Raw genomic sequence first — 26600 nt, 5'->3', positions numbered from 1 at the left:
GCGTTGGATAAATTGCAGAATCTTGAAATTCAAAAACTTGGATTGCGTGCAGATCACTCATTATCGAAATCGCACGACGACTCAACACGGGAGATTCTTGTCTGTGTCGGGGGAGGGTGCCTGGCTTCAGGTGCGCTCGAAATTTGCAAGGCATTCAAAAATTACATTGAAGAAAATGAACTCTCTCATAAGGCGACCTTGGTAGAAACCGGGTGCATGGGGCCATGTGCAGCAGGACCGGTTGCGAAAATCATGCCGGATAATGTTTTTTACCAAGGCATAACGGTTGAAGACGCGAAAACAATTGTTAAAGAGCATATTATGAAGGGCAACGTGGTTTCGCACCTGTTGCATAAGGATGCTGCAAGCGGAAAGCCGGTTGCGGATGTTGATGAAATCGAGTACTTCAAGCGCCAAAAAAAGCTGGTGCTTCGTAATTGTGGAAATATTGATCCTCTTAAAATTAACGAATACATAGCGGCTAAAGGATATAAGGCACTTGCCAAAGCGATCACCTCGATGTCATCGGAAGATGTAGTAAATAGTATTCTCGAATCGGGACTTCGCGGGCGGGGTGGGGGAGGTTTTCCAACCGGCCTGAAATGGAAATTCACCCGGGAAGCGGAATCGGACACTAAGAGCGTGGTATGCAACGCGGACGAGGGGGATCCCGGCGCATTCATGGATCGTAGTGTGCTAGAAGGCGATCCCCATAGCGTAATCGAAGGTATGGCAATCGCCGGTTATGCGGTTGGTGCCCAACGGGGTTATGTCTATTGCCGTGCCGAATACCCGGTTGCAATTGAACGTTTGCAGAAGGCCATAAACCAGGCCCGCCAAACGGGATTGCTAGGGGAAAATATCCTAGGTTCAGGTTTCAGTTTCGATCTTGAAATCCGCATGGGTTCGGGCGCTTTTGTATGTGGCGAAGAAACCGCGCTGATGACCTCCATCGAAGGGAACCGCGGTGAGCCGCGTCCTCGTCCTCCGTTCCCGGCAATCAAGGGGCTTTGGGGAAAACCAACCTTACTCAATAATGTGGAAACATTTGCAAGCGTTCCGGTTATCATTCTTGATGGCGCGGAGTCCTATGCCCAGCTTGGAACCGAGAAGAGCAAGGGAACAAAGGTATTTGCTTTGGCCGGGGCCGTAAACAACACCGGCCTGGTCGAAGTTCCGATTGGAATATCGCTTGGCGAGCTACTTTATGACATTGGCGGCGGAATTGTTGATGGAAAACCCTTCAAGGCTGCGCAACTGGGTGGTCCTTCGGGAGGTTGTATTCCGAAGGAACACCTCAATGTGGCCCTCGATTATGAGTCGCTCAATGAGCTCGGTGCCATTATGGGATCGGGTGGCCTGATCGTCATGGACGAAGAAAGTTGCATGGTGGACGTCGCCCGTTTCTTCCTCGAATTTGTTCAGGAAGAATCATGCGGTAAATGCACACCCTGCCGTGTGGGAACCAAACGTTTGCTCGAAATCCTGGAACGCATCTGCGATGGCAAAGGGAAGGAGGGCGATATTGAACGACTCATATCCCTTGGTGAGCAGATCAAGGAAACCGCCTTGTGCGGCCTTGGAAAAACCGCGGCCAACCCCGTACTCTCCACCATTCGGCATTTCCGTGTGGAATACGAGGAACACATCCGCGAGCACAAATGCCGCGCCGGGGTATGTGCCGGATTGGTCAGGGCTCCTTGCCAAAGCGCTTGCCCCGCTTCGGTTGATGTGCCCGGCTTCGTATCGTTGGTCGGTGAAAAACGTTATGCCGATGCACTGAAACTGCACCGGGAACGCAATCCATTCGCTGCGGCTTGTGCAAGAATCTGTTTCCATGCGTGCGAAGAGCATTGCCGTCGCTCGTCGCTCGATAGTCCATTATCCATCCGGGGCGTAAAGCGTTTCATGGTGGAGCAGGAAATGATTATCCAGGTTCCGGACTGCAAGGAAAACGCCAAGAATGCCGCCAAGAAAATCGCCATTGTCGGTGCAGGTCCGGCGGGCCTTTCCTGCGCATTCTTCCTGGCACGTCTTGGCTACAAGCCAAAGGTCTTCGAGGCGGCACCCCGCCCGGGTGGCATGATGGCGCAAACAATTCCTGCCTACAGGTTACCGCGCGAAATTCTTGCCCGCGAAGTCCGTATGATCGAACGCCTCGGGGTGGATATCGAATGCGACAAGGCTCTGGGTGTCGATTTCACATTGGAGAGTCTGAAAGAGGAGGGCTACGAAGCCGTATTCCTTGCAGTCGGTGCACCCGATGGTCTCAAACTTGGTTTGCCGGGCGAAGAGGCCGAGGGCGTTTATGAAGCCATGACCTTCCTGCGCGACTACAACATCCGCGGTTCTGTACCGGTCGGGCGGCATGTGGTCATCATCGGGGGCGGGAACGCCGCCATCGATGCGGCCCGTACCGCCGCCCGCCTGGATGCGGAAACCGTTACCGTGCTATACCGTCGAACACGGGAGCAGATGCCGGCCTACGAAGAGGAAATCGAAGAGGCCGAAGCTGAAGGCGTTAAGCTTCAATTGCTCACTTCCCCGGAAGAAATCCTGGTTGAGGATGGAAAGGTGGTAGGCATTCGGTGCAAGCCCATGGAACTGGGCGCATTCGACCGTTCCGGCCGTCGGCGCCCGGTGGCCGGCGAGGATGAGGACTTCATTGTTCCGTGCGATCAGGTGATTGCGGCAATCGGTCAGAGCGTCGATCTTCCAGCACTCACCGGAAACCTCAACCTCAACGTACAGCGGAATGGCTATGTGGCGACGGATGCACTCTCCAAAGGAACCTCCGAGGATTGGATTTTCGCTGGTGGCGATGTTGCCACCGGCCCGTCGTCCGTCATCGAAGCGGTGGCCGATGGAGAAAAGGCCGCCGCCGGAATCGACCAATTCCTGACCGGGAAAAACAACGCCTTCTGGCGCGAGGAGAAGAGAAACGACACGCCCTTCGATCCCGATGCGGATCCCGTTATGTTTGAACGTGAAAAGCAACCGCTGATTCCGGTGGAACGCCGCCGCTGCAACTTCGATGAAGTCGAACAACCGTGGGACGAAGCCACGGCCACCCGGCAGGCAAAGCGTTGTCTGCGTTGCGACTATCGCGAAGAAGTTCACACTTGGTAATGGGATTTAACGAGGATTTAAAAATGATTGATATCACCATTGATTACAAACCGTACTCGGTCGAAGAGGGAACCACCGTCCTTGAGGCGTGCAAGCAGGCGGGCATCAAAATACCGACACTCTGCTATCTCGAAAAAATACAGGCCATTGGCGCATGCCGCGTCTGCCTGGTCGAGATCGAGGGTGTAAAGGATTTGGTCGCCTCCTGCGTCATGCCGGTTTCCGACGAAATGAAGATCCACACCAACAACCGGCGCGTGCGCGAGGCGCGCAAACTGGTCGTTGAGCTTTTGCTCTCCGAGCACGAGGGCGACTGCCAGATCTGCGACCGGAACGAGGATTGCGAGCTCCAGTCCATTGCACGCGACCTCGGTATTCGCGAACTGCGATACGAAGGGGAAAAGGCGCCGCGTTGCCAGGATGAAAGCACGGCCGGGCTAGTGCGCGATAGCGCCAAGTGCATTTCCTGTCGCCGCTGCGTAACCGTATGTACGGCAACCCAGAGTGTTTCAGCTCTTTTTCCGCAGAGCCGCGGTTTCAAAACCACCATTGGCCCGGCCTTCGGCAAGGGGCTGGATACGGTAACCTGTGTGCAGTGCGGCCAATGCTCCGCCGTCTGCCCGGTCGGTGCAATCTCCGAACGCGACCAGACCGCCGAGGTATGGGCGGCACTGGACAATCCGGATCTGACCGTGGTCGTTCAGACCGCACCGGCCATCCGTGCCGCGCTCGGTGAATGCTTTGGAATGGAACCGGGCACCCTGGTGACCGGAAAGATGACCACCGCATTGCGCCGCATGAAATTCGATGCCATCTTCGATACCAACTTTTCGGCCGACCTCACCATCATGGAGGAAGGCACTGAATTGCTGACCCGCCTCAAGAAGGCGCTGGTCGATGGCGAAGAGGTGGCGTTGCCCATGTTCACCAGCTGCTCGCCCGGATGGATCCAGTTCATGGAATTCTACTATCCCGACATGCTCGCCAATCTTTCCACCTGCAAATCGCCGCAGCAGATGATGGGCGCCATGGTGAAAACCTACTATGCCCAGAAGCTAGGCAAAAAGCCGGAAGAAATGTTCATGGTTTCCGTAATGCCCTGCACCGCCAAGAAATACGAGGCCGCCCGCCCCGAAATGAACGGCAGCGGCGCGCAGGATGTGGATGTCGTGCTCACCACCCGCGAGTTGGGCCGGATGATCACCGAAGCCGGCATCGACTTCGTTTCGTTGGAAGATTCCGAAATGGATGCACCGCTCGGACTCGGTTCCGGCGCCGCCGACATCTTCGCCAACTCAGGCGGGGTGATGGAAGCCGCACTGCGTACCGCCTACGAGCTGGTGACGGGCCGCGAGCTGCCTTTCGAAAACCTGCATGTCACGCCTGTTGTTGGGCTCGAGGGCATCAAGGAGGCCGCCATCACCATCGAAGGAACCGTCCCGGCATGGAGCTTCCTCGAAGGGGTCACCGCAAAGGTTGCCGTGGCGCATTCGCTGGCCAATGCTCGCGCACTGGTCGAAAAGATCCGCGCCGGCGAAGCCGAATACCACTTCATCGAAGTCATGACCTGCCCGGGTGGGTGCATCGGGGGTGGGGGACAGCCCCGCATCACGACCGATGAAGTGCGCAAGGCGCGCATCAAGGCCATCTATGCCGAGGACGAAGGAAAAACCCTGCGCAAGTCGCACGAGAACGAGGCCGTCGCCAAGCTATACGAAGATTTCCTCGGTGCCCCGCTCGGCCACAAATCGCACGAACTGCTCCACACGAAATATTTCGAAAAAGAGCGGATCTAGCGTCCAATGGCGGGGAGGATCCATGGTAAACAAAGGTAATCCTTATACGGTTTACCTTTGACAGGGTTGGTCAACCAAGGTAAACCTAACCTTGTTTACTGAAAGGAATGCCATGGAGCTTACGCAGAACTTGTGGGAGCGGTACGGGTTTACCGATAATCCCTACGATACGAAGGCGTTGTCGCTCAGCAAGGCGGCCCCGCTCTCGGTGCAGGATGCCTATGTGGAACGCGATATTTCTTCATCGGCTTCCCGCTTGCTGATGAATTTCCTGCGGAATCCGGGCGGCGGGAGGATGGTCGTGGAAGGCGAACCGGGGGTCGGAAAGACCACGTTTGTCAACTATCACCGGCAGCTGTGGGAGTCGTCCAAGGACCATCGGTTGCTTTCCCCGCTGACGGAGATCTCGGTTAGGGAAGAGTGGGGGGAGCGCGATTTTCTCCTGAGCCTTCTCGCTTCGCTCTCGGCGCGCCTGCGCCTGGAAATGGGGGAAAAGGCCTTCGACAAAAACAAGATCCTGCGCAAGATCACAGCAATCACCGGCGTGCATGTTGAAAAAGGGCACGGGTTTTCCGGCAGCATCTCGGTGATTGGAACCGGAGGCGGGTTTGGGCGAACCAGCAATTCCTCCGTCAAGGTCGGCGAGGTGACCAACGACCAACTCCGGGAGCTTCTTTCCGGTTTGATAGCCCTCATTCAAACCCGCGGATTTTCCGGCGTCGTTTTCCATCTGGACAACCTGGAACTTTTGGCCCGGCGAACGCCTGAAAAACTGCGCGACTTTTTCGAAAACATCCGCGATGTCCTGCAGGAACCCGGCGCATATTTCGTGTTCGTGGGCTATGAAGGCATGTTCCAGCAGGTCATCATCCCGTTGCCCCGGGTGCGCAGCATCTTCTTCGACACGCCGGTGCATCTGGAACCGCTGTCGCACGAGGCGGTAAGAAAAGTGATGGAAAAGCGCTATGCGTTGCTCGCGGTTCCGCGGATGCAATGGATCAAGCCGGTCGACTACGATGTGGTCTTCTATCTCTACGAAACCTTCTCGGGAAAAATACGCTATGTCATGAATGCCATCACCTCCCTCATCAGCCACCTGCCCGATAGCTATGCCCAACCGCTCGGTCTGGAGGATGCACAGGCGGGACTGCACGAGATTGTCTTTGGCGAATTGAAGCGCACGCTCCACGGCATGGAGCTGGAAGTCTTCCTTGCCGCCGTCCGGCAACGACGCTTCACCAACAGCTCGCTCGCCGCCACCATGGGAAAGAGCAAGCAGCAGATCCAGAAATACCTCAAGAACTGGGTCGATCTTTGCCTGGCCGCCCACGCGGAAAAAGAGGGGCGCAACCAATTCTACGAAGTCGATCCGCGCTTTCTCGTACTCAACGAATCACCAACCAACCAGGAGAATGGAAATGGATAAGCATATTATCGTAGGCGTTCACATTGTCGACCGCGAGGCCCATGCCGTGAAGGTTCAGGCGGTCTTCACGCAATTCGGCGAACAGATTAAAACCCGCTTGGGCATGCACGACGATATCTGCCCATCGAACGGCCTGATCCTGCTGGAAATGGCCGATACGCCCGAAACCTGCCAGATGATCGAAGCCGTCCAAGCCATTGGTGGCGTCGATTGCAAAACCATGGTGTTCGAGCACTAGAGCATTTTAAATAATTCTATAGCCATTAGATGAGTCATTGTGTAGAGTTCTTTGCATGAGCACTCTATCACTGGATCTACGCCAGAGAATTCTGGCCACCTACGATGCCGGAGAAGGAACCCGGCAGGACATTGCTGACCGATACAAGGTATCGCTTGGTATGGTAAAGAAGCTCCTCTCGCAACGGAAGCGAACCGGCGATATCGCCCCGCTTCACAGCCATTCAGGAAGAAAACCCTACTTCACCCAAGAGCACCGGAAGCAGATGAAAACGCTGATTGATCGGCAACCTGATATCACGTTGTGGGAGATCCGAGAGCAACTGGAGCTCGATTGCACGCTGCCTGCCATTCACTATGTACTCAAGGACATGGGGATGAGCTTTAAAAAAAACGCTTCACGCCAGCGAGCAAGGGCGCGAAGACGTGAAACTCGCACGGGCTGAGTGGATGGCCATGCAAGGGCAACTTGACATTGCTCGGTTGGTCTTTATTGATGAGGCTGGAGCCAAGACCAATATGACTCGGCTGTACGGACGCTCGCCGAAAAATGAGCGGGCTTACGATCACGCCCCGCATGGCCATTGGTGTACCACCACCATGATCTCCTCCATTCGTTTCAACGGAGAAACAGCCTGCATGGCGATTGATGCCGCCACAAGCGGCGATGTATTCCGTGCCTATGTCGAACAGGTTCTAGCTCCGACTCTTCGAGTGGGCGATATCGTTGTGCTTGATAACCTCTCGGCTCATAAGGACAAGGCTTCGTTACAGTTGATCGAAGAAGCTGGGGCAGAGGTTTGGTTCCTTCCGCCCTACAGTCCTGATCTCAATCCCATCGAAAAGATGTGGAGCAAAGTAAAGCAATTGCTTCGCGGGGAAAAAGCGCGCTCCCTGGAATCTCTGTTTGATGCGATCGGCGCTGCCTTAGGGTGCGTTAGTGCGGCGGATGCTCAAGGTTGGTTTGCCTCATGCGGCTACAGTTTAAATTAAATTGCTCTAGCATTGCATGAATGATATTGAATGGATGTAGTACTCGCGGGAGTTGAGATTGCCACGAAAAGGTGCAAGAAGCATGAAGACACTACAGTCCGGGTCTTTGTGCATTTTGAGCCTCTTTGTGGCAATTAAGTCCAGCCAGGTTTAAAGGCTCTGGAGAATTTCCAGCACCTTGGCGGGGTGCGCATCGGCCTTCGGCACCTTGCGCCAATGTTTGATGATCTTCCCCTTTTCATCGACGATCACCGTCGAGCGGATGCAGCCGATGCTGGTTTTGCCATAGAGCACCTTTTCGCCCCATGCGCCATACTTGGCCATCATCTTCGTTTCCGGATCGGAAAGCAACGTGAAGGGCAGGTTGAACTTTTCGATAAACGTATCGTGCGAGGCGAGGCTATCCTTGCTCACGCCCAGCACCACCGTGTTCAGATCGCCGATCTCCTGGTGCAGGTCGCGGAATCCACACGATTCCTTTGTGCAACCCGGCGTATTGTCGCGCGGGTAAAAATAGATCACTATCCGCTTGCCGAGATAATCCTTGATCGAATGCTTCTTTCCGTCGCTACCTTCCAGCGTGAACGCTGGCGCTTTCTTTCCTTCGAGTGAATCCATAACAGTTCCTTTCTTTGGCTATAATGGCGAAAGCATAGGCCAATTTCCCCGCATTGAAAACTCCTCTTGCCAGTTTTAAGTATATCATCCAACCACCACGATCGTGGTGGTTGGATGATATACTTAAAAAAGAAAACGGGTTGGATGGTTGTTCGAATTGAGGTCATTTGGGTTGAACCGGGATCGATGAATGAGGTTGGAACCACGGAATACCTAGCGTGGCACCGCTGCTCCAGGTATTTCGTGGTTCATTACCGGGTTAAGGATTAGCGCAGGGGATCGAAGAGGTGCTCGAGGCCGTTGGCTTTGATGACGTAGATGGTTTCGAGCTGTTTGCCGAGCTTGCCGTGGGGAAAGCCCTTTTGCTTGAACCAGACGACGTAGGGTTCGGGGAGGTCGATGAGCAACCAGCCCTGGTGCTTGCCGAACGGCATACGGGCTTCGGCGAGTTCGAGCAGGAATTTGGGATCGGGGAATAGTTCTTCCATGGGACGTAATTCGTAACGAGTGATGCGTAATCATTCCTTTGGAGGGCGAGGCTCTGTCCGAGCTGTTTCTGCCGGGGTTGGCTCGCCCTCCAAGGCCAGTTCGGTCAGCATGAGCTGGTGGATGTGCTGGATTTTGGTGATGGATTCGGGGATGGGCTTGTTCGATGAGAGCGACGCGAGCGAATCGGGATCGTCAGGGTGGTAGCCGTGCATGCCTTTGCAGGGCTTGGCGCCCATGAAACTTGGAATAATCTGGGTGCCGGAGTTCATGAGGAACACCAGGTCGCCATATTGGCCATCCTCGAACCAGACGCCGAACTTTTTGAGCTCTGCATCGGTCAGCAACCGACCCTGTGAATGCCCGTTCAGGTATTCCGTGATGGGGGCGCGAGCCTTTTCATCGAGGATCCAGAAGCGGGCCATGGTGGAGTCGTAGAAGGCGGCATAGTCCTTGTTCCATTCCAGGCCCAGGGCTTCGATGTCGGTGATGAGGTCGTAGGAACGGGCGACGTTGTGCATGCCGTGGTCGGTGAAGAGGTAGAAGGACACCGTTTCATACTGTTCTTCCGCCGTGGCCATCAATTTGCGCAACTGCGCGTCGTACCAGTCCATCAATGGCCCAATCTTCGGGGAGTCGATGCCTTCGGCATGCATCAGGCCGTCGAGTTTTCCGAGGGAGCAGTAGGCGAAGTCGATGGACTGCTGTTCGATGTGTTGGAGCAGTTTTTCGATGCGAACCTCGTCCGGAAACGCGCTGTCATGGGTGGAGTAGGGGATGCCTTTGCGGGCCATGCGGTCGAAGATGGAGTCGCCTTGCGGGAGGCCTCCGGGCTCCCAGATACGTTTTTGCTCGGCATAGTTGAACAGGTGCAGTTGCTTGAAGGGGACGGCGTAAAGCTGGAAATAGCCGGTGAAGCCGCACCGTTTCTTGATCCATTTGCTTAGCTGGTTGCGCACGCGGCCGCGCCGGAAAATGAAGTCGGGCAAAAGGGCGAGGGGACGCGTCCACTTGAAGGGGGAGCCTTCCGGATCGTAGTAGTAGGACGACCACAGCTTGTGGTCGGCCGGGGTGAGGCCGGAGATGATGGAGGGGTCGCAGGCGGAGGAGTAGCCCAGGATGGTTTCGAGCGGCTTGCTCTCCAGGATCAGGCCTTGCAGGAATTCGGGATGGCGCTGCTTCACTTCCCAGCCAAAGGCATCGATGAACAGGAACAGGCTGAGCTTTTCCTTTTTCATCAGGAAAACCTCCGTTGCAGTTCATAGAAGCGTTGGTGCGACATGGCGGCCTTATCCTGCAAAAGCTCGATGATCGCATCGTAGAGCTGAACGCGCGGATGTTGCGTGCAAAGGCGCCGGTTCCATTTCAGGTTCAGTGCAACCGCCTTGGGGATGGAGCACTCCCGCCTTGAATATTGATGTCGGTACCACGGCATGAAGCGCAGGAATTGTTCGCAAACCCCGCTGAATTCGGATTCGATGCCGTACTCGTCCAAGGCTTGGAAGTCGCCCCATTCCTTGAGTTCAACCGCCTGGAGGTAGCCTTGGACAATCCGCTCTCGACCCGGGCATTCCCCGATTTTAAGGATCCGCTCTTTTTTGACGGAATAGGAAATGTCGTATTGCCCGGCGGCGAGCAGGGCGGCGTCGCCGAAGGCCAGCAGCGCCTTGTGGATAAACTTGATGAGGCGGATCCTCTCCACCGCGAAGAGGGGCTCGGGATTGGAAAGGCGCCGCTTGATGTCGAGCAGCAGCTTGCCGCGGTTGAGCAGCAGGCGCGCGCCTTCCGAAAGCGGAATGGCATCGTGGGCATAGTTCGGCATGGCGTCCAGCACATGTTCATCGCCCCGGATGACCATGTGGCCATGTTTCATTTCATAGTTCAGCAGGGAAAACTCGCGGGAGGGCAGCTCCGCCTTGGCATAGGGGCAGAGATCGACGGGCAGGCCGAGATCCTCGGTCAGCTGTTTTTCCAGCGTGTTGAACTGTAGGCGCACCGCCGTGTTGAGCGTATCGACAATGACGACCAGGTCATAGTCGTTGAACGGGGCCTGCGAACCATCGGGTTTGATGAACGGCGTGCCTTCGCCCCGCCCATAGCCGCCCAGCAGCACGACGGCCTCGCAATAGGGCGCCACGGTTTTGGCGATATGTTCGAGATGAATATCGATCCGCGCATCCAATGCTTCCGATCCCCTGATGGTATATTTGCTCATCGGTGCTTGTGCCCTTGGTGGATTGCGCGGTGGATGGTGATGCGGTAGGCGAGGTTGTAGGGGACGGTGTGGAGCTTGAGTTTCCGGGTGGCATGGAGCAGGTCGCGGACAAGTTCCCGGAAGCACTTCGCAACCTGTTTGCCGAGGTTCGGCACCTCGTTGAAGGTGACCGCCTGGCGGCGCCGCTTTTCAAACAAACCCTTGAGGGAGTAGTTGTGCGAGTGCTCGACCACCGAATCTCCCAATAGCTGGAACCGGGCGCCATCGGCAACACATGCCTTCGCCCAGGCAACGTCTTCGGCGTAGCCCTCCTCCCGGAACCGGTGCTTTTCCCAAAGCCCGCGCCGGAACGCACAGGCGACGGCGGAGAAGAAGCCGGGTTCGATCCTGGCCGGGTTGTAGGCCCGCTCATAGTCGTAGGCCACAATGAACCGTGCATCGGCCCGGGCAACCTGCTTGCTGAAGGTGGCATCGGCCCGGCCTTCGTGCAACGGGGCCAGCAGGCGTTCGAGCCAATCGTCGGATTGGGGAACGGCATCGGCATTCAGGAAAACAACGATGCCCGACGAGGTTCGCGCAATGGCGTCGTTGAGCACTTTTCCCGGGGCATAGTCGCCCGGGGCAATACGGACAAGGTTTCCGCAATGGGTTTCGAGTTCCTCGAGCGTTCCGTCGGTGGAGCCCGAATCAACGGCGCAGAGTTCGAAATCGGTGAAGGTTTGCCGCTTGAGCATGTCCAGGGCCTGCCGGACATACGGCATTTCGTCCTTTGCGCGCATGATGATGGCTACGGAGTCGGGCATGGCGGACTAGTCGAGCAGGGAGGGATCTTCGTCGATGATTTGCGGCGACTTGTATTGGGGCTCCCGCCCGAGTTCAACCTGCAGGTTGTTGATTTGCCGTTTGAGCTCGATGATGCGCCGTTCGCGCCCCACCGCCATGCGGTTGAAGCGGGTCAGTTCCTCCACCTTCGCGTTCAGTTCGCGTGTACGCTCCTCAACCCGTATTTCGAGCCCTTTTTGGTATTCGCGGTTTTCCGCGATCAGCCGGGCGCGCTCGAGCGCCGCCGTAATGGCGTGGTCGAGCATGTCGAGATCGGCCACCGGTTTGAGCAGGTAGTCCCACGCACCGAGGTGCAGCGCCTCGATGGTATCGCCGATGTGCCCGGTGCCGGAGATAATGATCAGGGGGGTGTCCGGAGCTTTCGGGGCCAGCCGTTCAAGCACCTGCTGCCCGTTCATGACCGGCATGCGCAGGTCGATCAAAACGACGTCGGGCTGGCATTGGTCGAACTGTTCGATTCCTTCGCGCCCATTGGTTGCCTCGAAAACGGCATAGCCCTGGTCTTCGAGGAAATTGTGGAAACTATCGCGGACGGGGGCTTCGTCTTCGATCACCAGCACTTTGGTCTGTGGTTGTTCCGGGGTCATTTCGCCTGGGTGTCGGGCGCGAGTTCCTTGATGCATTTGACGAGCAGGGAGAGTACGCGGACCGGCTTCAGGAAGACGTGCTCCGGGCGCATGCCCAGCTCCTTGAGTTTTTCGGAAAGGTTGTAGGAGATCGAACCGGTATAGATGATGTGGCGTTGCTCCGGGTAGCGCTCGCGCGCCTGGATGATCATGTCTTCCCCGCTCATGCCCGGCAGGCGCATATCGACGATGCAGACGTCGTAGACGTTGCTTTTCATCAGGTCGAGAGCTTCCTCGGCACTTTCCGCCGTGGATGCGCGGAAACCATAGTCCTCGAGAAAGGCGGACAAGCTGGAGCAGATCGCCGGCTCGTCATCGATCACCAGAACACGTATTGAAGAGTAGTCAGCCATCAAGATTCCTTTATTGAACCTCGAGACTATAATGTTCGGTGGTCACAACCCAAGTCCATAGTGGGACTATTCGGCTTGCTGGAGTTTGGGCAAAGGCAGTTGGGCCGCAGGGTTTTCAGCCAGCTCCTTGATGCGCTTCACCAGCATGCTCAAGACCCGCACCGGTTTGTGGAACACATGTTCCGGCCTCATGCCGATGGCCCGGAGCTCTTGGGGAAGATTATAGGAAATCGAACCGGTATGGATGATGTAGCGCTGGCTGGGGAAGCGTTTGCTGGCCAGCAGGATCAAATCCTCGCCGCTCAGGCCCGGCAGGCGAAGGTCTACCACGCAGACATCGAAGGTATTCTCGATCATCAGATCGCGCGCCTCCTCGGTGCTTCCGCAGCCCATGGCATCGAAGCCATAATCGTCCAGGAAGGCGGACAGGCTATCGCGAATGCCCGGCTCATCGTCCACCACCAGCACCCGTATGTTTGAATAGTCGTTCATGCGCATAATCTCCAGCAGCCCGGCATGCTAAAACGAACCATCGGGCAAACCCAAGCCATTTCTCATGGGCGTCACAGGCGCAACCCCCAACGTTCCATGCGGTGTTCATACGGAATCCGGATGCTGAAACGGGCGCCGCGGCCCGGGGCGGAGTGCACATTCATGGTTCCGCCGTGGTTTTCGGTGATGATGAAATAGGAGACCGACAAGCCCAATCCAGTACCGTGCCCCACCTCCTTGGTGGTGAAGAACGGCTCGAATGCGCGCTTGCGGGTTTCCTCATCCATGCCGGGGCCGTTGTCCTCCACCTCGATCAGCGCCATGTCCTTCTCTTTTTTCAACCGAACCACAATCCGGGGTTCCGGGGCCTCATCCGGGCGGGCGGCCATGGCCTGGGCGCTGTTCGACAGCAGGTTGAGCATCACCTGCTGCACCTGGCTGCCCTCGCACGGGATGGGTTCGAGCTCATCGAAATCCCGATCGATGCGGATATGCCTGAAATCGAACCGTTTTTTCAGGTTGTAGTCGTTCGAGGCCAGCTCGATGCTCCGCTCGATGATCTCCTCGAGATCGTTCGGGGCAAAGTGCGCCTCGTCCTTGCGGCTAAAGCTGAGCATGTTGTCGACAATCTTGGCGGCACGCCGTCCGGCCTCGGAGATGGATTCCATCATCTTCAGCAAGCCGCGCGCCTCCATATAGTTCTGGATGGCTTCGAGCGATGTGCCTGCATCCCGCGCCGCGTCCATATTGCGGTCGGTGTTGTGCGTCACCCGGTTGCGCATCACCTGCAGGTTCTGGAGGATGCCCGCCAACGGATTGTTGATCTCGTGTGCCATGCCGGCCGCCAGGCCGCCGACCGACATCATCTTTTCCGATTGGATCATCATTTCCTCGATGCGCACGCGGTCGGTCACATCGTCGATCCGGATCACGGCGCCTTCCGAACCATCGGTGGTAATCGGATAGATCGTGACATCGACCATGTGCGGCTCGCCCTTCATGGAGCAGTGGATCCGCTCGTGGTGCTGCACACCGTGGGAGCCCATGGTTTCGAGCACGCGGTTCATTTCGTTGCCGAGGTCGGGGAAAACGCGGTCGAGGGGTTGGCCGTGCGCCCGCGCCGCATCCATTCCGGAAAGGCTTTCGGCTTGGTGGTTCCATTGCATCACGCGGCGATCCGCGTCCACACCGACAATGATCGAAGGCATGGAGTTGATGATGTTTTCCATCAGGTTCTGCAGCGCAACGAGTTCCTTTGTTGCCTGGAGGCGCTCCAGCTCGGCCGCGGTGCGCCCGGCGAAAACCTGCATGATCGAAGTGGCGAACTCAACCTGTTCCACCGGTTTGCGATACATGGCCACCATCATTCCCAGCGCATTCTCCTCGGAATCGACCAGCGGGATGCCGATGTATCCATCAATGTCCAGGTTATGCAGCATCTGGGTGTCGGGATAGCGCTCCTGCGCCCGTTCGATATAGAGGCACGAATCGCCCTTCAGCACGAGCTCGCAAGGGGTGTTGGCGAGATCGAACTCGAAGTTCGCGCCCGTTTGCGCCCTGTCGGAAACCGCGATGGTGCGCATGGCCGTCCGTTCTTCGCCGATGAATTCGCTGATGAAGGTAAAATCGGCATCGAGGGTCTTGGCCAGCTGGTCGACCATCGATTTGAAGAAGCGGCGGCCAACGGCGGCGACCCCCTCGACAATGTTTCGGATGCTGTCTTCGATCATGACGCGGTCGGTCACGTCGTCGACTCGGATGACGGCGCCCTCGGTTTCGCCGTCGAGCAGGGGGAATACGGTGATATCGTTGTAGCGGGTGCGCCCGTTCTCCTGGATGCGGATGCGTTCCTCCTGTTGCGGCGCTCGCTCGCGCAGGGCCCGTTCCACCTTGACCATTTCCTTGACCAAGCCGGGGAAGGCCTCGCGCAGGGGCCTCCCGATGGCATCGACCGGTTGAATTCCGGTAATCGATACCGCCTGACGGTTCCATTGGATCACCGTGCCTCCCGAATCGACCCCGACCAGGATGGAGGGCATGGAGTCAATCGTGTTGCTGAGCAGGGCGCGGAGCTGGCGGAGCTGTTCTTCGGCCAGTTTGCGGTAGGTAATGTTCCAGGAGGTGCCGAACGTGCCAACCACGTTTCCTTCCCCGTCATGGTGCGGCACCTTGGTTGTGAGATACCAGCAATCCCCGCTGGGTGTGGTGGCAAGCTCCTCCTTCTGGAGCGGCTTGCGGGTCCGCATGACCTCCCGTTCATCCTCCAGCCGCACCTGCGCCTGTTCCTGCGGAAGATAGTCGAAATCGGTATGGCCGATCAAATCCTCGGGGCTGAGTTGCACTTCCTTGGCCTTGGCGGAGTTAACCTCGATGAAGCGCCCCTTCGCGTCCTTGAAATAGATCAGGTCGGGCGCATGTTCCATGAAGGTGCGGAAGAGGTTGCGCTCGAATTCGAGCTCCTTCTCGAAAGCGACGCGGTCGGTGATGTCGCGGACAATGCCGCGGTAACCCTGGATGTTCCAATCCTTGTCGTAGAACGGCACCGCGCTCGTCTCCAGCATAACCGTTCGCCCGTCCTTGTGCCGGTTGGTGGAAACGCTGGCATGGATGGCCCCGCCCCGGGCAACGATCCCGGCAAACTGCGACCGGGATGATTCGGCATCCTGCGGGGGCATGTTTTCCGTGAAGTGGCGGCCGATCAGCTCGTTCGGCGCAAAGCCCAGCAGGGTTTCGACCTGCGGGCTGGCATAGGTGTAGTTGCCGGCGTTATCGACCTCCCAGATCCAGTCGGAAGAGGTTTCCACCAGGTTGCGGAACCGCTCCTCCGAACGCCGCAGGGCGCCCTCGTTTTCGATGCGCTCGGTGATGTTGCGCGCCACGCCCCGGAAACCGGCCACTTCGCCCTTGTTGTTTGCAAAGGCCCGGCCGCTCGATTCGAGGATCACCTTTTGCCCGTTCTTATGGATGAAGGTGTTGATTTCACAGTCGAAGGTGTAGTTGACGGTACTCGTTCGCAAGGCGGCCAGGTTGCGGGCGGATTCCTCCTTGTCCATGAACGAAAACGAGCTCTTGCCAATCAGCTCCTCGGGGGTGTAGCCGAGGATTTCGCGCACACGCGGGCTCACATAAAGATAGCTGCCGAAAAAATCCATTTCCCAGATCATGTCGCTCGACGATTCCACTAGGGCCCGGAAGCGCTCTTCGCTTTCGCCGAGCGCGCGTGTGGCCTGCGCGTGGCTCTGGCGGACCTGCCCCAGCTCCTCGGTGCGGTGGGTCACCTGCTTGCGCAGGGTCTGGTTCCAGAACATCACCGAGCCAATCGCCAGCAAGGTGACAATCAGGATGCCTCCGACCACCTTCAGATAATCTTCGCGCGGAATGCGTACCGTGTCGTCGAGGGTGATCCACTGCTTTTTGATGGCGCGCCGCTGCTCGAGGGTGATGTGCGCCAGCGCCTTGTTGAGAATGGAGTTGAGCAGGGGCCAATCCTTGCGCGAGGCCAGGCAAAGATCCCACGGATAGTCGATATCGCCGGCGACCCGCAGGTTGGCGATGGCATAGGTGTCGATATAGTGCGAGGCCACGCCCAGGTCGGCCACCATCGCGTCGGCTTCGCTGAACGAAACCATCCGGAACCCCGAGCCGGCATCCTTGACCGGAACCAGGTTGTATTCCGGGTGGAGCTTGGCGACGTGCCCGTGGATCGCCGAACCTTCCACCACCACCACCGGCATGCCCTGCAGGTTGTCGATGTTGAATTCCTCGCTCCAGTCCTGGCGGGTCAGGATGACGGTCGGCAGGCGGAAATAGGGCTCGGTGAAGCGCAGGAAACCCTGCCGTTCGGGCGTGTTCTGCACGGAGCCAACCAGATCGATCTCCTGATTGCGCAGTTTTTCGAGGATCTCGGCCCAGTTTTCGCACTGGACAATCCTGAAGCGGAGCCCCAGCTTGTTTTCGATCAGCCGGAGGTAGTCGGCCGTCAGCCCGGCGTGCCGTCCTTTATCGTCGATGAAATCGACCGGCCGGGAATCAGGCAACGGGGCAAGGCGGATGTTTTCGGCATTTTCCTGCAGCCAGGTGAACTCCTTGCGGGTGAGTTCGAGCTTCGGTTGCTCCTTCGGCATTTCCAGATAGACGAGCACGCCCGTCACGACCAGTGCCGCGACGACAATCATCCATAAAAGGGTTGTGGCTCCCCGTTTCATACAACAAACCCGGTCAGGTCAGCGACCGATATACCTCCAAAACACGTTCGGCGGTTTTCCGCCAATCGAACGTAAGAGCATAATCCGTGCCGCGAGTCCGCATTTCGGGGCTCCAGCCTTGTGCAACCGTTCGTTCCATGCTCCGGAATAGCGCCTCCGGATCGGTTGGGTCGAAGGTAGGGAGGAGGTCGCCGGCAATCTCCTTCATCGAGGACGTGTTCGAGCACGCCACCGGCGCGCCACAGGCCAGCGCTTCCACGATCGGGAACCCGAAACCCTCGAACAACGAGGGGAAGACCATCAGGTCGCACCCGGAGTAGAGCAGGGGGAGCGATTTAACCGGAACGAAGCCGAGGAACACGATGTCGTCCTTCACCGGGCTCTCCGCCGCCCGCGCCTTGATGGCATCCGCCCCGTTCCAGTCGGCCCCCGCCAGCACCAGCTGGTGCGAACTGTCGTTCTGCAACTTGAAGCGTTCGAAGGCTTCGATCAGCCGGACGTGGTTCTTGGCCGGGTGCTCCAGCCGCGAAACATAGACGAAGAACGGTTTATCCAATCCGTGGAGCACCTGCAGCCTGTCGCGCGCCTCTTCGGCCGCAACCGGCTGGAACAGGTCGCGGTTGATGCCCGAATAGATCACCGAGATGCGCTCCTCGGGATAGCCGACATGTTTCACGATGTCGCTTTTAGTGAATTCGCTCACGGTGATGACGTGGTCGGCGTTGCGGATCATGGCCGGCACGAGCTTGCGGTTGAAGAGCATGCGGGCAGGATCGTATTTCGCCTCCACCGCAAACGCCGCCAGGTCGTGCACCGTAGCCACCACCTTGGTGCCCTTCACCAGCGGGACGCGCCGCGCGCTCGGGACGTGCAGGACATCGAGCTTCCTGCCCGCCGCCGCCAACGCCGTGTTGTGCCAAACCAGGTTGACCAGCGGCTGGCCGATGATCGAGGGAACCACCGTTTTGCTGAAGTTGGGATTTGTGAGCGGAACCAGGTCGGCATCCCTCTGTGCCATCAGCAGGTCATACGTGTTTTCCGTATCCTCCAATTGCAGAAAGCGCAACAGCTCACAGATATACGTCGCAACCCCCGTCTGCCCCCCATCCAATACAAATGTCGAAAAACCGATCCTCATTGCTGTTAGTCTGGATTTTAAGCATGGGCTTAACAAGCTTCAATTCCCCGCCGTGCCGAGGAAATGCCTTGCCATTCTTCTTTCGGGTTTTAAACTGCCGCTCGACATAAGGTGTTGTGGTTTCAATTTATTAGGCATTTTCGAAAGGAGTGCAGGATGAGCAAAACATGGATGGTTGTCGCGTCGTTGGTTCCTTTATTTGTAGCATCCACGTTCGGGCAGTCGATTGCCGATCAGTTGGCGGTCGCCGTGTGCTCTTTCCGTCTATACGACAGCCATACCGAAGTGGAGGTTCTTGACCAGATGGTCACAACCCGGGCGGTTAAGAGTTCAAACCCTGAACTCAATACCTCGGGGCATACCTATTTCATTGAGTTCACCTACAAGGGCAAGGAAATCAAACTGGCAAATGCCCAGGTTGAATTTCTGGATGAGCACAAGCGGCCGTTGCATGCCATTCAGCTGGATGATGCGGGCGGCTATATGAAGGTGGATCCACTCGGGAATCGACCCAATCCCCAAACCCGGTATATCGCGATAAGCCTTCAGGCATTCCGTTGCGACTTCTTGACGAGGTGGTGAGTCTGCGGATCTCAAGGTAGCAAGAGCACCGGTTCCGGCGATCAAGCGATTCCAAACTTATAGATGCAGGTCTGCTTGTAGGTTTCGCCGGGGGCCAGCAAGGTGGAAGGGAAGCCGGGCTGGTTGGGGCTGTCGGGGAAATGCTGGGTCTCGAGGCAAAAGCTCTCCTGCTTGTTGTAGACGGCGCCGCCCTTGCCCACAACGTGGTCGACATAGTTGGCGGTGTAGAACTGCACGCCGGGTTCGGTGGTCCAGCACTCCATTGAGCGGCCGCTTTCCGGATCCGTTGCAACGGCCGCCAGCGAAAGTTCGCCTTCGGCACTCTTGTTCAAACAATAGTTATGGTCGTAACCCAGGCCTTGCACCTCGTCGATGCGCTGGCCGATCGGCGTCGGTTCAATCAAATCCATCTCGGTTCCGGCAACCGGCAACAGCCTGCCCGAGGGAATCGAATCGTCGTCCACCTCGGTATAGTGGTCGGCATTGATGCGGATCAGTTGCGGATGAACCGACCCGCCGGCGGCGCCGGCCAGGTTGAAATAGCTGTGGTTTGTCAGGTTGAGGACGGTTTTCTTATCCGTCGTGGCCGAATAGTCGAGCTGCAATCCGCCATCGTCGTTCAGGCTGTAGGTCAGTTCAACCGTCAGCGTGCCCGGATAGCCTTCCTCGCCGTCGGGGCTGACGAGGGTCATCTTGACGGTGTCGCCGACCATCTCGGCCGCCCACACTTTCTTGTCGAAGCCGATGTGCCCTCCGTGCAGCCCGTTCGGGCCATTGTTGACGGCCAGGGTGTATTCGACACCGTCGATGCTGAATTTCCCTTCCGCCATGCGGTTGGCGTAGCGACCGCAGCACGCACCGAAATAGGGGTTCGCGTCGCTCTGGTAGCCCGCCATGTCGTCGAAGCCGCAAACCACATCCGCAACCTTGCCGTCCTTGTCCGGCGCCTCGATCGAAACGATCGTTGCGCCATAGTTGATAACCTTGGCCTTCATGCCCTTGGCGTTTTCCAAAACGAATGCGTCGACGGCCTGCCCGTCGTTGGTCTGCCCGAATGATTCTTTAACGATTCCCATGCCTCTTTCTCCCGGATGCTCTAAAGGTTCCAAATTGCAGTTTCCAACATTTCTGCATTCATTGGAAAAAAGCAATGGATTAGATTGCCAGAATCATGGACAAACCGCTCAACGTTGCACAGAATCCCGCCGCGTTTACGGCGTTCCAACGCGATAGAAGGCGGCGGGGTTGGTGGTGGGCAGGGTGACGGCCATTGGCGATGCGGGCAGGGCGCTCCAGTTGGTGACCGTGTTCCATGCGTTGGTGTCGGTCAGATCGTCGGTGAACTCGATCGTGTACGGACCGCCGACGGTTCCGGCGAACGATACAACGAGGTTTCCGTTGGAAACGGTCACGCCACCCGGCACAAATTCGGGTGCGTCGGCATCGGACTCCAGCATCACCGAAATATTATCCACCCAGATAATGGAGTTTCCGCTGCCGGTGTAGGTTGCGGAGAGGTCAATTCTGAGATCTTCCCCGGCGGTTACGCCCGCATCGATCAGCTCCGTGCCCGTGATGGTCAGTTCGTGGGTCTGGTTGCCGGTCCAGGTCGTGTAAGGTTCGTCGTCGGCATCGTAGGTGCCATCCAGGTTGAGATAGACCGATACGGCATTGCCGCCATCCTGATCGCCCAGGGACACGGTGACCCCGTCATTATCGGCACCTCCGGCCTTCCAATAGACTTCGGAGGCATTGAAGCTGATGATGAACGTATGCGCGCTATTCCAGGTTCCAGCGTAAAAATCCTGATATACGCCTCGGTCTCCCGTGGTGCTGGTCGCGATCAGCCGCGGCATGATCGAAGTACCCACGACATTGTCGCCATTGCCCAGATCATTACGGATATTCACTGCGTCGCCGTCGTTGTATCCCACCCAGCTGTTAAAGTTGGCAAAGGTGTTGCCTCCGGTGGCGCCATCGTTGGTCTCAAAATCCCCGTTGAGGATCAAATCGTCCCCGGCCACCTCTCCTTGGACGACAACCGTCACGGTTGCCGTTGCGGAGAGGGCACCATCGAAGGCGGCATACTCAAAGGAATCGTATCCGGCAAAGCCGGCAACGGCGGTATAGGTGAACGAGCCGTCGGGTGCCAGCGCCAGTGTGCCATATGCTGCATCCGACACCAGCGAAGCGGAAAGATCGTCGCGGTTGAGATCGATATCGTTTTCCAGAATTCCTGGGGCGGGAACACTGAGCAGTTCATCGGTGAATGCGGCAAAGCGGTCATTCACGGCCATCGGTGCCTGGTCGCCCAGGTCGGTCGGTGTCCAATCATCGGTGCGGAAGGGGGCGGCGGGCAGGCCGTCGCTGTTGATCAGGTTTACCGTGTTCACCGGGGCGGGCGACCATGCATAGCGCACCGCCACGGGAGCAGCGACCGAACTGGAACTGACGGTCACGTTCGTGCCGCTGATGGAAGAGCTGGTCGCGGCGTACCAGACCTGATCGGCGCCCGCCAACTCAAACTCGGCGGGATCCAATCCGTCGTCGGTCGTCAGGCCGTCGGCGTGGCCGAAGCCGAGCGTGGCTTCGTTGCCGCTGATGGAAATGGACTCGAACGTTGGGCCGTGCGCCACGATATCTTGGCCGAGCGCATATTTGCGGCCCAGCAGCGCAAGGCGCTGGCCGATCGGCTCCTTGTCGTAGGGGTGGATGTTGTTCTCCAATCCCGTATCGATGGTTACGGCCACAAAGGCGTTGCTCAGCGCCGAGACGCGACTCTGCGATTCGCGGAACCAAGCCCAGTAGGTGCTGTTGTACGAGGGAAGCTGCACGCCCAGGAAAGGCAGGTCGCCCTGATCGAAGAGTTCGCGGTATTCCGTCACGAATGCGGGCAGCGTGAAGCCGTATTGGGCAACGTTTTCCGGGGTGCCGCTGTTGGCCTCGCCCTGATACCAGACAAACCCGGAAATGCCCAGGTTGAGCAACGGGTGGATCCGCTGGTTGTAGATAATGTTGGGGCGCGTGCGGATGAAAATTTCGGCATTATCATCCCACGTGGCCTCGCCGTTCAGCACGGCCGTGATAAATTCAAGATTCGAGGCATATCCTGATGGCACCCGCGACGAGATCGTATCGCCGGTGGTGTATTCGCCGATGCTTTGATACAGATCCAGCATCTCGTCGAAGTGCGGAAAGTCGTCGGTCATCTGGCTCGGCATCCAGCCTTCGATCGACGAGCTGCCCCAGCCCGCCCAGATCACGGCGGTCGGCACGCCGCTGCCCGCATGCATCTGGTGGGCGAATACGGCCGCGACCGAACCCCAGGCTCCTGGGTTGGAATTGTCGAGCCAGGTCATGTCTCCCTCGCTCTGGGGCGTCAAGGCGGCATCCAGGGCAATCTTAAGGCAGCGGATCATGCGGTTGGTGGAAATATCATCGATATAGCTCTGCTTATTGGTCATTTCGCTCAACGGGCGCACCATGTTGGACTGGCCGAAGGCAATCCAGACGTCACCCACCAGCACATCCGACAGCGTATTGGTTTTGCCATTGCTGCTCGCGCCCAGCTCATACGGGCCTCCCGCCGTCATGGCCGGAAGTTCAACCAGCCAGTCGCCGTTTTCATCGGCCACGCACTGGGCGCTGTTGCCGTTGATCGACACCGTCACGGTGTTGGCTGGATCGTCCGTTCCCCAGATCTTGATCGGTTTGCCGCGCTGCAGCACCATGCCGTTTTGGAACGGAGAGCCATAGCCCACGGTCGGCGGATCCCCGGCTTCCGCGCCGGTCAGCGCAATGTTGTCGACCCAGTTAATATCCCCCGAATATATATTCAGCCTGAGCTCCTCTCCGGCGGTTGCGCCGGCATCGATGAGATCCTGCCCCGAAAACTGGACGGTGTGCGTCTGGTTGGATTGCCACTCGGCATAGGTGACGCCGCTCCCGCCGTGCGTGCCTTGAAGATCGATCGAAACCGCGCCATATTCCGTGCCCGCGGCGCTTCTCAGCGAAACCCACAGCAGATTAGCGCCCGCGGCGCCGGATCTCCAATAGACTTCGCAGGCGTTAAGAGTGACCGTGAACGTGTTGGTTGCCCCCCAATTCGCGTAGAAATTCTGCCAGACACTCGTCGTGTCCTGCATCCGGAACACCGTGTTCGGGGCCTCCGGAATCGTGTTGTTGTCGCCCGTGGTGCTGATTTTCGTGGTGCCGGACCAATTGGTAATGGTCGTGGTAAAGTTATTCACCCCGGTGCCTGTATACCCATCGGCCTCCAAATCGCTGTTCTGGATCAGGTTGCCATGCGCCGAGGCCAGCAGCCCCACAGCGGCCAGGGCCAAAATGGTTGTTTTGATTTTCATTTCTCTTCCTTTACTAGCTTTTTTTCTTCGACGAACTCTACATCGCTACCTGTTCGACGGGGCAGGGCGGGCCGCCGGTCGTCGGCAACCAAAAGAAAAGGCCGCCACATGCTGTAGCGGCCCCTTCCAACCAACAGGAATGGTTTCTGATTAGATCATGAAACGACGGCGGATAAACAGAACCGCTCCGCCAAATGCACTCACCAAACCGAGTGTCGCCGGTTCCGGGATGACTGACAAAGTGAAGGTTGCCTGAATGGTATCGACACCGAAGCCACCGCCAGCACTAGAAACGACTTTGAAGTCTGACTGTGGGCTTTCGAAGGCATAAGGATCATAAGAACCGCCATCGAGGGTTGAACTAGTGGTAATCTCCTCGCCAGCCAAGGTGGTCACATTGTACACATCACCACCCCCCGGATAGCGTAACCCAAAGTACGTGAAAGCCGCAGAATTGATGACAAGCGTGTCCGTGGTGGCGTCTCCAAAAACAACCGTTGCCGTCAGGTTGTCGAAGATCAGACCCTCGCCCGGATCGATTTCGTGGTCGGTGGGATCACCCGTTCCATCGACGCCGATTGAAAATGCGTTACCGGTAATATTCTGGATATTGCCATTAATCGCAGTCACATCGTAATAAAACGTCACGGTGTCATTGGCAGTGCTGTCCTCGGCAACGTCCAAGCCGCTGACCGTGAACGAGTGTGTCGCCGAAGTGCCGCCCAACGGGACGGACACCGCACCTACGGTGCCAGTGCTGGTGCCGAACGATGAGTTAACATCGAGGGAATCAAGGTTGACGATGATCTCGGCGTTTGCCGAGGCCAACAGGCCGGACACCGCTATGAGTGCTACTATTGTTTTTTTCATTGTTCTCCTTTTCCTTATTTCACCGGGCGGATGCTGCGTCCGCCCGGTTGATTACTACTTGTTTAAATGGAATTAGTTATCGAGATAAGCGCGGTAGAACTCGACGTCATCCGTTGCAGGGATGGTGATGGTCACGTCGCCGCCATTTCCGGGAACGCCATTGGTGATGTCGGTGGCGGTATCCCAGCTTCCGATCACCAGGCTTGATCTTGCCACCACGCCATAGTTCCAACCAGCCGCGGTTGGCCAGGTGAGGGCCACTTCGGTTCCGCCGGAGACGACTTCGATGGAGATGTCGCCGACTTCCGACGGCGGAGGAAGCTCGCCGACTTCCAGGGCCAACGAGACATTGTCGAGCCAGTTAATCGAGTTGTTGTTGTTCTTAGACCAGAAGTTGAGCCGCAATTCGTCATTGGGGCTCGCACCTGCCGCGACTAGGTTGGAGCAGGCAAATTCAAAGCTCCAGGTCATATCTTGCGTCCAGTCTGCATAGGTGGTGTTCGCATGGGTCTGGGCCGTGGCGGCCAACTGTGCGGCATATTCCGTGCCCGTGGCGCTGCGCATGGACACCCAGATGCCGGGCTCGGTACCCGTTTTCCACCACACATTGCAGGCATTGAAGGTAAGCTTGAACGTATCGTTCGAGCTCCAGGTCGTGGTGAAATTTTGGTATACGGTGGAATTTCCCGTCAACCGCACGACGGTATTCGGGTTCCCCGGGGTTTTGGAGTCCGAGGCATCGATTCTGATGTTGGCGCCGTCATTCCAGCCCGTAACGGGCCCAAGTACATTGTTGCCTGCGATCTCATCCGCTTCAAAATCGCCATTGATGATCAATGTGTCATCAGACACTTCGATGACCGTGATGGAGACGATGGCCGGGGCGCTGTCTTGTGCGCCGTCGTTGACGGTGTAGGTAAAGCTATCGGAACCAAAAAAGTCCGCATCCGGCGTGTAGGTGAGCACCTGCCCGGTGGTGTCGCTCAAGCTGCCGTTGCCGGGGCCGGAGACCACGGCATAGGTCAGGTTGCTGCCTTCGGGATCGGAACCACTCAGCGTGATCTCGACCGAGCCATTTTCGAGGACGGTGACTTCCTTGTCATCGGCAACGGGCGCATCGTCGTTGCCCGGATCGACCGTGATCGAGACCGTGGCTACCGTACTGTCAAGCGTTCCGTCATTGACGTAATAGGTAAAGCTGTCGTCGCCGACATAGTTTGCATCCGGGGTGTAGGTGACATCCGGGAGCGTACCGTTCGTCGTCAGCGTGCCGTTGGCCGGCATGGACTGAATACGGTAGGTCAACTCGTCGCCATCGGTATCGTCACCGCTCAAGGTGATGTTTACACTTCCGTCCTCGACAACATTGGTCGAGATGGCATCGGCGCTCGGCGGTGCACCGCTAACGGTAACGGCCTCCAGCGAAGCAAAGGCGAGCCAGATGTTTTTCCAGCTACCGCCGGACGTATTCGCGCTGGTCAGTTGAATCGTGCCTCCGACCGGCACGACCGACGTCCAATCAAGCGTGTTCGACGTGTTTACAACGGTAGGATAGGCTACAGCGCTTGCATCCCCTGCACCGGTCGTCACAGACCAGGTTCCGGCGCCGGAAGATGTCGCGGTCAGCAGTGAAATGTTGTATGCGGATCCGGTCAAATTGCTGAACGTCAAAACCAGACCAAAGTCGCTGCCGGCCGTTCCTTGATCGTTGCACCAGAGCGCATCACTTGACGCATTGGTGGCAATCCCGCTGATTTCGCCGATGGCGACATTCCCGCCGCCGGCAGATGTATTTCCGTCGTTATTATAGGAGATGAGATGAGCATCGACGGGGGTCGCGCCATTTCCCGTGTCCACCATATTCATTATGCTCAGCCCCGAACTAGCCGAAGCCAAGGGGTGGCTTCCGCCCTGCCCGGCGCCGGAATGCAATACGTTATAGGTTTCCGTCGCGGAATTAACGGTTCCGTTATCGTAGAAATCGATGTAAATCGTTTCGGCGTTTGAAATACCAACGATCCCCGCCGCCAAAGCGGCTATCCATGTTGTTTTCCTCATTTTAATCTCCTGTTCTTCTCTTTGTTTGATGTTCAGCCCAATCCGATGCCGAAAACGCAGGCAGGCGGATTGAGAGCCCTACTTCTTATAGGCAATAACACCGCTGAAAATCCCGGAGGGACTCCGGTGGGAAAAAAGAAATAGGAATCAGGTGGCAGGAGGTTTTATC

Annotated in this window: 21 protein-coding genes; 7 read left to right on the top strand and 14 right to left on the bottom strand. The window is 57.4% G+C overall.

What is annotated here, in order from left to right; genetic code table 11:
* The first annotated feature begins 42 nt into the window (after positions 1-42).
* The 6 genes from nuoF (at position 43) to E9954_RS33170 (ending at position 7581) form a co-directional block, all read left to right on the top strand.
* Entirely contained in the window at positions 43-3129 is a 3087-nt protein-coding gene (gene nuoF / locus E9954_RS27300) for an NADH-quinone oxidoreductase subunit NuoF (protein WP_342793907.1), read from the top strand.
* A gap of 23 nt (positions 3130-3152) precedes the next feature.
* Positions 3153-4925 (top strand): NADH-dependent [FeFe] hydrogenase, group A6, encoded by a 1773-nt coding sequence (locus tag E9954_RS27295; RefSeq protein WP_136082468.1) that lies wholly within the window; start codon positions 3153-3155, stop codon positions 4923-4925.
* Between the two features lie 112 nt (positions 4926-5037).
* On the top strand, positions 5038-6351 hold the full coding sequence (locus E9954_RS27290; protein WP_136082467.1) for a hypothetical protein: 1314 nt from the start codon (positions 5038-5040) through the stop codon (positions 6349-6351).
* Positions 6344-6589: a hypothetical protein gene (locus E9954_RS27285; RefSeq protein ID WP_136082466.1), complete on the top strand. Its 246-nt coding sequence runs from the start codon at positions 6344-6346 to the stop codon at positions 6587-6589. Before E9954_RS27290 ends, E9954_RS27285 begins: the two co-directional genes overlap by 8 nt.
* A 55-nt stretch (positions 6590-6644) precedes the next feature.
* Positions 6645-7034 (top strand): IS630 transposase-related protein, encoded by a 390-nt coding sequence (locus tag E9954_RS33175; RefSeq protein ID WP_222847016.1) that lies wholly within the window; start codon positions 6645-6647, stop codon positions 7032-7034.
* Positions 7015-7581, top strand: a complete 567-nt coding sequence (locus E9954_RS33170; protein ID WP_222847015.1) for an IS630 family transposase — start codon at positions 7015-7017, stop codon at positions 7579-7581. The genes E9954_RS33175 and E9954_RS33170 overlap by 20 nt, the downstream gene beginning before the upstream one ends.
* 150 nt (positions 7582-7731) lie before the next feature.
* Here the strand turns inward: E9954_RS33170 and E9954_RS27275 are convergent, their stop codons facing one another.
* The 10 genes from E9954_RS27275 to E9954_RS27230 all read right to left on the bottom strand — a co-directional run bounded on the left by E9954_RS27275 (position 7732) and on the right by E9954_RS27230 (position 18557).
* Positions 7732-8199, bottom strand: coding sequence for a peroxiredoxin (locus E9954_RS27275; RefSeq protein WP_136082465.1), 468 nt, complete (start codon positions 8197-8199; stop codon positions 7732-7734).
* A 266-nt stretch (positions 8200-8465) separates the two neighbouring features.
* Positions 8466-8687: a DUF3820 family protein gene (locus E9954_RS27270; protein WP_136082464.1), complete on the bottom strand. Its 222-nt coding sequence runs from the start codon at positions 8685-8687 to the stop codon at positions 8466-8468.
* Positions 8688-8717: 30 nt separating this feature from the next.
* Entirely contained in the window at positions 8718-9923 is a 1206-nt protein-coding gene (locus E9954_RS27265; protein ID WP_136082463.1) for an alkaline phosphatase family protein, read from the bottom strand.
* The gene (locus tag E9954_RS27260; protein ID WP_136082462.1) at positions 9923-10900 is read right to left on the bottom strand and encodes a nucleotidyltransferase family protein; all 978 of its coding nucleotides are present in this window, start codon (positions 10898-10900) and stop codon (positions 9923-9925) included. Before E9954_RS27260 ends, E9954_RS27265 begins: the two co-directional genes overlap by 1 nt.
* Entirely contained in the window at positions 10897-11703 is an 807-nt protein-coding gene (locus tag E9954_RS27255; protein ID WP_136082461.1) for a glycosyltransferase family 2 protein, read from the bottom strand. The genes E9954_RS27260 and E9954_RS27255 overlap by 4 nt, the downstream gene beginning before the upstream one ends.
* A 6-nt stretch (positions 11704-11709) precedes the next feature.
* The gene (locus E9954_RS27250; RefSeq protein ID WP_168442635.1) at positions 11710-12330 is read right to left on the bottom strand and encodes a response regulator; all 621 of its coding nucleotides are present in this window, start codon (positions 12328-12330) and stop codon (positions 11710-11712) included.
* Positions 12327-12722 (bottom strand): response regulator, encoded by a 396-nt coding sequence (locus E9954_RS27245; protein WP_136082459.1) that lies wholly within the window; start codon positions 12720-12722, stop codon positions 12327-12329. Before E9954_RS27245 ends, E9954_RS27250 begins: the two co-directional genes overlap by 4 nt.
* Positions 12723-12788: 66 nt before the next feature.
* Positions 12789-13214, bottom strand: coding sequence for a response regulator (locus E9954_RS27240; RefSeq protein WP_168442634.1), 426 nt, complete (start codon positions 13212-13214; stop codon positions 12789-12791).
* A 71-nt stretch (positions 13215-13285) separates the two neighbouring features.
* Positions 13286-17419 carry a PAS domain S-box protein gene (locus E9954_RS27235; protein ID WP_136082457.1) on the bottom strand — a complete coding sequence of 1378 codons (4134 nt, stop codon included), beginning with the start codon at positions 17417-17419 and terminating at the stop codon, positions 13286-13288.
* Positions 17420-17432: 13 nt separating this feature from the next.
* The gene (locus E9954_RS27230; RefSeq protein WP_136082456.1) at positions 17433-18557 is read right to left on the bottom strand and encodes a glycosyltransferase family 4 protein; all 1125 of its coding nucleotides are present in this window, start codon (positions 18555-18557) and stop codon (positions 17433-17435) included.
* Positions 18558-18713: 156 nt separating this feature from the next.
* Between E9954_RS27230 and E9954_RS27225 the strand changes: the two genes are divergently transcribed.
* On the top strand, positions 18714-19139 hold the full coding sequence (locus E9954_RS27225; protein WP_136082455.1) for a hypothetical protein: 426 nt from the start codon (positions 18714-18716) through the stop codon (positions 19137-19139).
* Between the two features lie 41 nt (positions 19140-19180).
* Here the strand turns inward: E9954_RS27225 and E9954_RS27220 are convergent, their stop codons facing one another.
* The 4 genes from E9954_RS27220 to E9954_RS27205 all read right to left on the bottom strand — a co-directional run bounded on the left by E9954_RS27220 (position 19181) and on the right by E9954_RS27205 (position 26431).
* Positions 19181-20215 (bottom strand): aldose epimerase family protein, encoded by a 1035-nt coding sequence (locus tag E9954_RS27220; RefSeq protein ID WP_136082454.1) that lies wholly within the window; start codon positions 20213-20215, stop codon positions 19181-19183.
* A 135-nt stretch (positions 20216-20350) separates the two neighbouring features.
* Complete coding sequence (locus tag E9954_RS27215; protein WP_136082453.1) at positions 20351-23503, bottom strand: sialate O-acetylesterase; 3153 nt, start codon at positions 23501-23503, stop codon at positions 20351-20353.
* Between the two features lie 150 nt (positions 23504-23653).
* On the bottom strand, positions 23654-24373 hold the full coding sequence (locus E9954_RS27210; protein ID WP_136082452.1) for a PEP-CTERM sorting domain-containing protein: 720 nt from the start codon (positions 24371-24373) through the stop codon (positions 23654-23656).
* Between the two features lie 72 nt (positions 24374-24445).
* Entirely contained in the window at positions 24446-26431 is a 1986-nt protein-coding gene (locus E9954_RS27205) for an Ig-like domain-containing protein (protein ID WP_136082451.1), read from the bottom strand.
* Between the last annotated feature and the right edge of the window lie 169 nt (positions 26432-26600).

This window comes from Pontiella desulfatans (assembly GCF_900890425.1).
Taxonomy (GTDB): Bacteria; Verrucomicrobiota; Kiritimatiellia; order Kiritimatiellales; family Pontiellaceae; genus Pontiella; species Pontiella desulfatans.
This window is presented reverse-complemented; position numbering and strand designations above follow the sequence as displayed.